This is a genomic window from uncultured Porphyromonas sp., assembly GCF_938039215.1.
Taxonomy (GTDB): domain Bacteria; phylum Bacteroidota; class Bacteroidia; order Bacteroidales; family Porphyromonadaceae; genus Porphyromonas.
Genome location: NZ_CALHVI010000042.1, coordinates 1 through 10,839, shown reverse-complemented (window position 1 = coordinate 10,839; position 10,839 = coordinate 1). Strand labels below are relative to the sequence as shown.

The 10,839-nt window shown below is 52.5% G+C and carries 5 protein-coding genes and 2 tRNA genes; all 7 read right to left on the bottom strand.

Annotated features, from left to right (window positions below; all coding sequences use genetic code 11):
- A partial coding sequence (locus Q0336_RS06020; RefSeq protein WP_298526634.1) for a tetratricopeptide repeat protein occupies positions 1-2,138 on the bottom strand: 2,138 nt, incomplete at its 3' end.
- Positions 2,139-2,171: 33 nt separating this feature from the next.
- Entirely contained in the window at positions 2,172-3,674 is a 1,503-nt protein-coding gene (locus Q0336_RS06015; RefSeq protein WP_298526632.1) for a hypothetical protein, read from the bottom strand.
- A 526-nt stretch (positions 3,675-4,200) separates the two neighbouring features.
- On the bottom strand, positions 4,201-5,994 hold the full coding sequence (rpsA, locus tag Q0336_RS06010; RefSeq protein WP_298526630.1) for a 30S ribosomal protein S1: 1,794 nt from the start codon (positions 5,992-5,994) through the stop codon (positions 4,201-4,203).
- A gap of 635 nt (positions 5,995-6,629) precedes the next feature.
- Positions 6,630-7,391 (bottom strand): tRNA pseudouridine(38-40) synthase TruA, encoded by a 762-nt coding sequence (gene truA, locus Q0336_RS06005; RefSeq protein ID WP_298526628.1) that lies wholly within the window; start codon positions 7,389-7,391, stop codon positions 6,630-6,632.
- Between the two features lie 3 nt (positions 7,392-7,394).
- Positions 7,395-9,764, bottom strand: coding sequence for a type I DNA topoisomerase (gene topA, locus Q0336_RS06000; RefSeq protein ID WP_298526626.1), 2,370 nt, complete (start codon positions 9,762-9,764; stop codon positions 7,395-7,397).
- A 651-nt stretch (positions 9,765-10,415) separates the two neighbouring features.
- Positions 10,416-10,489 (bottom strand) — tRNA-Ala (locus tag Q0336_RS05995).
- An 18-nt stretch (positions 10,490-10,507) separates the two neighbouring features.
- A tRNA-Ile gene (locus Q0336_RS05990) sits at positions 10,508-10,581 on the bottom strand.
- Between the last annotated feature and the right edge of the window lie 258 nt (positions 10,582-10,839).

The window sequence follows — 10,839 nt, the reverse complement described above, 5'->3', positions numbered from 1 at the left end:
GCCTTAGGGTTCTCTTTGGCTAATAGCTCTCGTATTTCAAGCGCCCGTAGGTAGTATGTGTTTGCCTTTTCATATTCCTTCAGTTTTTTGCAGTTCTTTCCTAAGTTGTTTAGTGCATTAGCCAGGTCTGGTCTAAACGCCTTCGGATTCTCTTTAGCTAATAGCTCTCGTATTTCAAGCACCCGCAGGAAGTACGTGTTTGCCTTTTCATATTCCTTTAGGGCGTTGTAGTTACCCCCTAAGTTGTTTAGAGTTTGAGCCAGGTCTGGTCTAAACGCCTTAGGGTTCTCTTTGGCTAATAGCTCTCTTATCTCAAGCGCCCGCAGGTAGTATGTGCTCGCCTTTTGATATTCCTTTAGGTCGTAGCAGTTAGCCCCTAAGTTGTTTAGAGTGTTCGCCAGGCCAGGTCTAAATGCCTTCGGATTCTCTTTGGCTAATTGCTCTCCTATCTCAAGCGCTCGCAGGTAGTATGCGTTCGCCTTTTCATATTCCTTTAGGTCGTTGTAGTTAATACCTACGTTGTTTAGTATTCTCGCCAGGTCAGGTCTAAAAACCTTCGGATTCTCATTGGCTAATAGCTCTCGTATGTCAAGCGCTCGCAGGTAGTAGGCATTCGCCTTTTCATATTCCTTTAGGTCGTTGCAGTTAGTCCCTAAGTTGTTTAATATGCTAGCCAGGTCAAGTATAAAATCCGTTGGATTCTCATTGGCTGATAGCTCTCTTATCTCAAGCGCCCGTAGGTAGTATGTGTTTGCCTTTTCATATTCCTTTAGGTCGTTGTAGTTAACACCTATACTGTTTAGTATGGTGGCCAGGTCCGGTCTAAAAGCCTTTGGATTCTCTTTGGCTAATAGCTCTAGTATTTCAAGCGCCCGCAGGAAGTATGCGTTTGCCTTTTCATATTCCGTTAGGTCGTTGCAGTTAGCCCCTAAGTTGTTTAGTATGCTCGCCAGGTCAGGTCTAAAAGCCTTCGGATTCTCTTTGGCTAATAGCTCTTGTATTTCAAGCGCCCGCAGGTAGTATGTGTTCGCCTTTTGATATTCCGTTAGGGCGTTGTAGTTAAAACCTAAGCTGTTTAGTATGTCCGCCAGGTCATATCTAAATGCCTTAGGGTTCTTTTTTGCTACTAGCTCTTGTAGGTCAAGCGCACGCAGGAGGTATGTGTTCGCCTTTTCGTATTCGTGTATCGTAGATAGATAGGAGGCATATGTGCGTAATAACTCTGGGTTATTCGGTGCTACAGTGAGGGCTTGCTCGTAGTACTGCGAGGCTTGGGCGTACTGGTAGAGCTCTCTGCAGGCCTTGGCCGCGAGAGTGAGCTTCTTGAGTAGCTGCTCCTTGGCCTGCTCCGCATTGGCCAGCTGACGCTCAGCTTGCTCCTGAAGACTCTGCGCCACCTCTCTCTTCTCTTGGGCTTCTTGTAGCTGTTTTTGGATGAGCTTGCTCTCCTGCTCAAAGTCAATGTGTCGCTTGAGGTAGCTGGCGACGCTGTCCAGCTCTCCCTGCTCGAAGAATCGGTAGGCACGGCTGTAGATGCTATCCGCTTCATCCAGGTTGATGAGCACCATACTCTTCGCATACTCACGGATTCGCTTGATTGCGTTGAGCTTATCTTCGGCGAGTAACTTGAGGCTATCGATACTTCGCTGATAGTGTTCGTTGGTATAGTCATTAGCCTCCTCTAAGGCGCTGATGCGCTTATTCAGCTCAGCTATCTTCCGCTCACGGATTTCATTCTGCTTCTTCACGGTCACGGCGATGAGCCTCTTCTCTCGCTCCTCCAGTACTTTCTTATCCTGCACGCATATGGCGACTGGGGTCAATCGACCCACAGTGACATCGCGTATCAAGCGGTCATCTACGATGATATAATCTCGGTATTTTCCCGTAGGCTTCACCTCAATGGTGGTCTGGATGCCTCGCTGGAGCCCAATGATCTGGAGGATGAATTCCCCGTGGCTGTCTGTTGCCGTAGGCTTCGCCTTCGGATGGTTGATGCTGACCTCTGGGACGTACTCGGTCTTTCCTGTGTTGACACGGCTGTTCTGCACGGTGACGACTCCCTTGAGGGGGATCTGCTGTGCCGTGAGGAGGTGGGGGGAAAGAAGGAGGAGGAAAAAGAGTAGACGCTGTGGCATAGGCCTTTGTTGCTTATGTGTCAAGTCGAATAATTATCGGGGCGATAGGAAGAGACGGATCGCTTGCTCTCCGATCATAGTGTAGGTAGCTCGATAGCTTTGGTATCCCGCTTTGGTAACTTCTATTTCTTGCTCTTCAGCTTGCCTTGCCGTAGGAATAGGCAGTGTGAACTCGCCTCGTTCGTTGGTCTGTGTCTCTACCCCTGCTATGCGTACGACTGCGTGAGGGATGGGCTCTTGGGTTACTTCATCCTTGATAATTCCAGTGGCTCGGTCAATCCCTACCAGCCCAACCGCGATATAGAGGGTCTCTCCTCGATGTAACTGTACGATGCTATCTCGACAGAAGTAAGGTAATCCCTCAGTATCCTCTATCTGTATACGCGCTTGCTCTCCCGAGGAGCTATGGGGTAGATCGGCTATGAGGACTTGCCCCTGGCTATCTATCTCTCCCCGATAGGTTTTCCCTCCCGTGGAGAGTGTGATACTCCCCATATCTCGTAGTGGTATGTGGGCCTTGCCACGCCAGCCGTGGATCTGGATCGTTTGGTTGAAGGGGGCACGAAGAATAGCTATCGTCATGACTCCCACAGCTATCAAGCACAGAAGGAGTACTGTGCCCATGAGGTATTGGGCTCGCTTGATTCGCTTGGTCTGCTCCTGCTGGAGCTGCTTGAGCTCTTGGACCGTGTGGTGAGTCTCGGTCGTGATCTGGATCAAGCGATTTGCTAACTCCTCGAGTTTCCCCAGCGACAGGCCTAAGGATTCACTCAGGTGGAGCTCAAACTGCTTCGGATCGGATAGCAGATCTCCCAGCCTACGTAGCTCCTTCATTTGCTCGGGGTCGAGCCCCTGGCCTAACTTTAGATCCTTGAGATCCTCTCTTATCTCTCGTTGCTCAGCCTGTAGCCCCTGGAGAAGATCACGCAGCTCATCCGACATCAATCTCTGGTAGGCTACCCACGCCTCGTGGTTAGCCGGTGACTTCAGCCCTTCACCAAAGCACAGCTGGATCTGCGTCGGGTAGTGCTGGGCGATGAATGAGCGTAGCTTAGGCGGCAGGTCACAACCCTCTAACTCGCGAAGAAGGTAGCTCGTGACCGAGGTGTCTGCATAGCCTGAATGTATGAAGTTATTGATGTGGAGGTCATCAATAGAGGCTGATTTGATGATGTCCTCGGCCTTGGAGTGAAGTGCTTGCTTCAGTTTCTTGAAGGCCTTTCTCGCCCCTTGCCTCTCTTGAGGGGTGATTGGGCTTTCCTCGTATAAAACTTGAATGTTATCGAGGGCATCGCCAATAGAAGCAACGAAGAGCTTCTTAATACTATGATTGAGGTCATCAGGATGTGCTCGGAATAACCAAGTTTTTGCCCTTCCTTGCAGGAGGCTCTTCACTGTATCGGTAAATAAACTTCCACTAATCCCTGTAACAAGCCCAAGTAAAGCCTCCCCCGAGAGACCTTGTGTCAGGCAAACCAAGGAGACATGCGACAAGACTCCCAGGAGCATAGCACCCGATGTAGCTAACTTATTCATTACATATAGACATACTTAATCTTTGGCTGTACGGAATCGTTCCATCATAGAAAGATAGGATCAAACAGCAAGAGACTCAGATTCTAGTGAACATTAACCCCCTATTTAAGTCAGGGTATACCACCTTCAGACATACAAATATATATATTAACAATATATAATAAATATCCATTCCTAATCATAAGAGAAGATCAGGAGTAAAAACCTAACAGTGCAATGAACAATAGTAAGCTTATTACATTTAGTAGCAGTACGTTCGACTATCATACTATACCTTCCATACAATACACGCTCACTCTAGGTCCATTAGCTGACATCTCATGATAAACACTTCTGATTTTATCATCTAGGAAGCATTTCCCTTCCAAGAGACACTCCAGTCAGGAAGCCCTAAACTAAGCCCCTGGATCATAAACGTCTCTTCTACATTGGATATAATGGCACCAATGGTATAAAAGAACTCCGCCCCTCGAAGCACGGAGCTTCGAGGGGCGGAGCCTTCTATTTAGCTTGGGGAAGCCTCCGATTAGGAGAGCTTTTCCTTGAGGGCTGCCAGTGCGTCGAGGTCACCGAGGGTAGCCTTCTCCGTAGCTGCGTTGGTAGCAGCGACAGCAGCAGCGGCATCCTGGTTGCGTGACTGGCGTTCGGCACGCTCAGCGCGTTCGCTAGCACGAGCTTCAGCCTTAGCTTCGTCTTCGAAAGTACGGCTGTGCGAGACGATGATGCGACGAGCATCCTTGTTGAATTCGATCACCTTGAAGGGGAGGGTCTCACCCTTGACCGCCTGCGTACCATCGGCCTTGACCAGATGCTTAGGCGTAGCGAAGGCTTCTACACCTTCGGGGAGAGCAACGACTGCGCCCTTTTCGACGAACTCACGGATGGTACCTTCGTGGATGGTACCGACCTTGAAGTCAGCTTCGAAGGCGTTCCATGGGTTCTCCTCGAGCTGCTTGTGGCCGAGAGAGAGGCGACGGTTTTCCTTGTCGATCTCGAGGACAACGATCTCCAGAGGAGCACCTACTTCGGTGAACTCGTTAGGATGCTTGATCTTCTTCGTCCAAGAGAGGTCAGAGATGTGCACGAGGCCGTCGATACCTTCTTCGATCTCTACGAAGACACCGAAGTTGGTGAAGTTGCGGACCTTAGCCGTGTGGCGAGAACCGATGGGGAAGCGCTTGTCGATGTTTTCCCATGGATCTTCCTTGAGCTGCTTGAGACCGAGGCTCATCTTGCGCTCTTCGCGGTCAAGCGAGAGGATGACAGCTTCGACTTCGTCACCTACCTTGAGGAGTTCCTGAGCCGAGCGAACGTGCTGCGTCCAAGACATCTCAGAGATATGAACAAGACCTTCTACGCCAGGAGCCACTTCGATGAAGGCACCGTAGTCAGCCAGGACGACGACCTTACCCTTGATCTTGTCGCCCACCTTGAGGTTAGCGTCGAGGCTATCCCATGGATGTGGCTGGAGCTGCTTGAGGCCAAGAGCGATACGCTTCTTAGCTTCGTCGAACTCAAGGATAACGACATTGAGCTTCTGGTCGAGCGAAACGACTTCGCTGGGGTGAGATACACGGCCCCAAGACAGGTCGGTGATGTGGACAAGACCATCGATACCACCGAGGTCGATGAAGGCACCGTAAGAAGTGATGTTCTTGACAACCCCTTCGAGGACCTGACCCTTCTCGAGCTTGCTGATGATCTCAGCCTTCTGAGCTTCGAGTTCAGCTTCGATGAGGATCTTATGCGATACGACGACGTTCTTGAAGTCCTGGTTGATCTTGACGATCTTGAACTCCATGGTCTTGTCGACATAAGCATCGTAGTCGCGGATAGGACGTACGTCGATCTGTGAGCCAGGGAGGAAGGCTTCGATACCGAAGATATCGACGATCATACCACCCTTCGTACGGCACTTGACATATCCACGTACCACTTCGTCCTTCTCGAGGGCTTCGTTGATACGATCCCAGGAGCGTGCTACACGAGCCTGGCGGTGAGACAGGACGAGCTGCCCCTTCTTATCTTCCTGTGATTCGATGAAGACTTCGACCTTGTCGCCTACCTGAAGTTCAGGATTGTAGCGGAACTCAGCAGCGCTGATGCTACCTTCGCTCTTGAAGCCGATGTCTACGAGTACTTCACGCTTACCGATCTTGGTAACCGTACCGATGACAACTTCCTGATCCTTTACGCTGTTCAGGGTGCTGTCATAAGCTGCTTCTTGCTCCTTGCGGGAAGCAGAGCAAGCTACCTCTCCCTGCTCAAACTCATCCCAGTTGAAGTCCGCGATGGGCTTGATCTCTTTCAAATTTTCCATTTGTTAAACTTACTATGAATTACACACGAGCACTCCTATAGTGGAGCACATGGCTTGTTGACCTCAGTTAAAGTGGACATCAAGCGATGCACTCCCCCACAAAAGTCGGGGACAAATATACGAAAAAAGAGTGTACCAGCACCTTACCCCCTGACGATCTTCTGAGGAAGACCGAAGGACTCGCGACGAAGCCCTAAGCGACTGTGCCTCAGCGAGGGGGATTTCGTCTCTATCCGAACTTCCCCCAGCAACTTCTGAAGGAAGAGGATGGCTCATCTGACTCGGGGAAAGCGAGCCTCTCAGCCCCCTCTCAGGCGGGCCTAGGGAAGGCTCCAAAAACGACCCACGGTAGGTCGCCGAAAAAACCTACTGTAGGTCGTCCGACCGACCTACCGTGGGTCGCCAAGACGACCTACAGTAGGTTTTATTTGGGGTGCATCGAGCCCCTTCCTGCAGACGGGCAGGAGAGCGACCTTACGACAATGAAAAGCCCCCTTTAGCAACCGAGGAGTAGAAGGCATGCTTCTTCTCTGTTGGATTGCTAAAGGGGGCTCTTATAAAAGTAGAGGGGAGGAGCGGGAGGCTATACCTCGATGTAGTAGCTCTTGCCAGCTCGGGGAAGCGACTCGACAGCCTTAGTCTAGGTAGATCTCTGCGGGATAACCCACATGCTCGAGGTAGAGCGCATGTGCAGGGGCCGAAGATCCGGCTTGACCACGATCTTTGGCATCGATGACCGCACAGAAGTCTTCGACAGAGAGGCGACCCTTCCCGACTTGGAAGAGCGTCCCGACGATGGCTCGCACCATATTCCTCAGGAAGCGGTCAGCGGTGATGGTGAAGATCCATTGCCCTTCTTCCGAACCCGCTTGCCAGTAAGCCTCCGTCACCCGACAGTTGTTCGTCTTGACATCGGTGTGCAGCTTGCTGAAGCTCGTGAAGTCGGTGAAGTCCTTCAGTCGCTCCGCAGCCTCATTCATCCGATCGAAGTCTAGAGGGAAGTGCAGGCGAAGCATGCGTGCCTCTTGGAAGGGATCCTTCCGAAGGGTGACATAGTAGCGGTAGGTGCGGGAGGTGGCACTGAAGCGAGCATGCGCCTCCTCTGTGACGGGGCGAATGCCATGTAGGGCAATGTCGTGAGGCAGGTAGCGGTCGGTGCGGTAGATGAGCTGACGGGCTTCGTCCAGAGACATCGGGAGGTCTACATGAGCGACCATCCCACGGGCATGCACCCCTGCATCTGTGCGTCCAGCACCGAGGATAGCGATGGGTTCGAAGGAACGAGCGACCAGCGTCAGAGCCTGCTCGATGGTCTCCTGCACCGTCGTAGCATCAGGCTGTGTCTGCCAGCCACTATAATTCGTGCCGTCGTAGCTCAGCGTGATGAAGTAGCGCATCCCTTAGCTCTTCGCTTTCCGTGTGCGGGTAGTGGTCTTGCCTGCCGATGCCGTCTTGCGTGCACCGCTCTTACGAGCCGTCTTCGCAGGAGTGTCGGCGATGAGCTTCATACACGCTTCGTAGGTCAGCGCAGTAGGATCTTCACCCTTGGGGAGCTTATAGTTGTCGCCCTTGTATTTGAGGTAGGGGCCAAAGCGACCTGCACGGATGGATAGTTCGGGATCTTCGTCGAAGGTCTTCAGCAGGCTCTTCTCCTCGCTCTGACGCTTCTCTTCGATGATCTTGATCGCTTCGTCCGAAGTGCACGACAGAGGATCGACCTCCTTAGGCAGGCTGTAGAACTTCCCCGCATGGCGGACATAAGGGCCAAAGCGCCCGACAGCGACCGTCATCGTTTGCCCCTCGTATTCACCAAGGGTCTTCGGAAGGTCAAAGAGCGAAAGAGCTTCCTCCAGAGTGATCGTCTCGATCGACTGCCCAGGCTGGAGGGATGCGAAGCGAGGCTTCTCCTCTGCGTCCGTAGCACCTAGCTGGGCCATGGGGCCGTAGCGCCCGATGCTCACCGAGACAGGTAGCCCCGTCTCAGGCTGTACGCCTAGGATGCGCTGACCGACACGCTGGGCAGTGCGCTCGTTCGTCGCACGCTCGACTCCAGGATGGAAGTCCGAATAGAAATCTCCGATCGTACCCGTCCACGGAGCCTTGCCCTCAGCGATGGTATCGAACTCTTCCTCCACACGAGCGGTGAAGTTGTAGTCCACGATATTGGGGAACTGCTCCACGAGGAAGTCATTGACGACGATCCCAACATCCGTGGGGAAGAGCTTGCTGCGCTCTGCTCCATAGATCTCCTGACGTGTCTCCCGAGTGACCTGCCCATCCTCGAGGGTGAGCACGGTATAGCTACGTGGCTGACCTTCACGGTCGGCACGCTCGACATAGCCACGGTTCTGGATCGTCTGGATCGTAGGGGCATAGGTAGAAGGACGGCCAATGCCGAGCTCTTCCATCTTGCTCACCATCGAAGCCTCCGTATAGCGGGCAGGGCGCTGGGTGAAGCGCTCATCCCCTTGAAGTGCGGAGAGTGTCAGTCCTTCCCCTTCCTTCACGGCGGGAAGGAGCTTGGTAGCCTCCCCTACTCCCTCTTCGCTCGAGCCCTCCATATAGACATCGAGGAAGCCTCGGAAAGTAATCACTTCACCTTGGGCAACGAAGGCATAGTCCGTACGAGGCACGGGGATGGAGACCGTCGTACGCTCCAGACGAGCATCGGCCATCTGAGAGGCAAGTGTACGCTTGCGGATCAGGTCATAGAGACGCTGCTCCTGTGGAGTGCCGTCGATCTGTTCACGATCGACATAGGTGGGGCGGATCGCTTCGTGCGCTTCCTGAGCCCCCTTGCTCTTGGTCTGATACTTACGAGGCTGGTGGTAAGCCTTGCCTGGATGACGCTCGATCTGAGCAGCAATGGCGGCAAGAGCTTGATTGGAGAGATTGACCGAGTCGGTACGCATGTAGGTGATATGCCCCGACTCGTAGAGGGACTGCGCTAGGCGCATCGTCTGCGAGACCGAATAGCCGAGCTTCTGAGCCGCCTCCTGCTGAAGTGTGGAGGTGGTGAAGGGCGCAGCGGGCGAACGACGGGTAGCCTTGCGGGCAATGTCTCCAATAGAGAAGGTAGACGAAGCGCAGAGCTTCATCAGTTCGGCAGCCTCCTCAGCAGAGGAGAAGCGATGATCAAGCGTAGTGGCCAGCTTCTCCCCTGAAGGCAGGAGGAAAGTAGCCTGAAGGCGGTAGGAAGACTGGGGTACGAAGGCATTGATCTCACGCTCACGATCGACGATGAGGCGCACAGCCACCGACTGCACACGCCCCGCAGAGAGCGAAGGGCGGATACGCTTCCAGAGCACGGGAGAGAGCTCAAAGCCCACGATGCGGTCCAGGATACGGCGAGCCTGCTGGGCATCGACAAGATCCATATTCACCTCCCGTGGATGCTCCAGCGCTTCGAGGAAGGCTTCGGCCGTGATCTCATGGAAGACGATACGGCGGGTCTTCTCGGGCTTCAGTCCCAGGGCCTCACTTAGATGCCAAGCGATAGCCTCCCCTTCACGGTCTTCATCGGAAGCTAGATAAACGAGTTCCGCCTTTTTCGCTTCAGCCTTGAGTTCCCGCACCAGATTCTTCTTATCGTCATTGATGACATACTCGGGGCGGAAGTGATCTTCGACATTCACACTGAAGGAATGTTGCTTGAGATCACGCACATGACCAGCGCTGGCCATGACCTTGTAATCGTTCAGGTGATGCTTCTTGAGGAAGCCTGAGATAAGCTCAGCCTTCTTCGGGGACTCTACGATGACTAACTTCATTTATCGTGTGGTAAAGTGGCCGCCTTCGACCGCTAGGTTTATTTTATGCCGACAAAGGTAGCAAAAACTCCCCTGTAGGTACGCTTAGTATAAGGATGTGAGGACGGAGGGATAATAATCAGAGTGGAAGCGGGACGAGTCTCAGCTATAAGAATGGCACTTCCTAGCCACTCACCTCTCTCATCGGAATTTCTCCAATTGGGACAGCTGAACTGAGATTGATGCGACTCCCCCCTCGCCCCTCATCAAGCAAAGGCTCTAGTCCAAAGATAGGGCGCACACTACCCCACACAGAAGGGGCTACGGGAGGGGCAAAAAAGAGACCTACGATAGGTCGCCTTAAAAACCTACGGTAGGTCGCATCGATGACCCACAGTAGGTCGTCCTTGCGACCTACCGTAGGGTCCATTTGGCTCCTTCCCAGGGAAACAGAAAAGGGCCTCATCCACCTCCGATGCTAGCCGATCCTTCAGACGCTTGACATGTGCTGTGAGCTTCGTCTTACATCGTCGAGATCTCCCCACCCTCATGAGAGAAAGAAACTCCTCAATGGCTAGGGAAGTGATGGAGCGATCTCAATAAATAAGACGGAGGTAGTAAAAACAAAATCGGTTGACCAAGTAACCTTGATCAACCGATTCATAAAAGGAGTGGAGAATAACGGATTCGAACCGTTGACCCCCTGCGTGCAAAGCAGGTGCTCTAGCCAGCTGAGCTAATCCCCCAGAGTAAAGTCTCTTAAGTAGTCCCAGGCAGATTTGAACTGCCGACCTCTACATTATCAGTGTAGCGCTCTAACCAACTGAGCTATAGGACTCTCTTTCAACTTCCGCCGGGGATGGAAGATTTTTCCTTAAACACTTGCTTTAACATCAACACCTCTTTTTTACGACCGAAGTGTAATACTTAAAGACAACTGACTCCCAGCTTCTTTTATTCTCTCTATCTATAACATGTAAACAAGATGAGAGTACATACTCTAAATAACAAGCACCATTTAGAAGATGCCTTTTGAACTCGCTCCAGAAAGGAGGTGTTCCAGCCGCACCTTCCGGTACGGCTACCTTGTTACGAC

Bases quoted from the DNA above. Each gene is read 5' to 3' on its own strand.
- Q0336_RS06015 (WP_298526632.1), bottom strand. From the start codon at position 3,674: ATGAATAAGTTAGCTACATCGGGTGCTATGCTCCTGGGAGTCTTGTCG.
- rpsA (WP_298526630.1), bottom strand. From the start codon at position 5,994: ATGGAAAATTTGAAAGAGATCAAGCCCATCGCGGACTTCAACTGGGAT.
- truA (WP_298526628.1), bottom strand. From the start codon at position 7,391: ATGCGCTACTTCATCACGCTGAGCTACGACGGCACGAATTATAGTGGC.
- topA (WP_298526626.1), bottom strand. From the start codon at position 9,764: ATGAAGTTAGTCATCGTAGAGTCCCCGAAGAAGGCTGAGCTTATCTCA.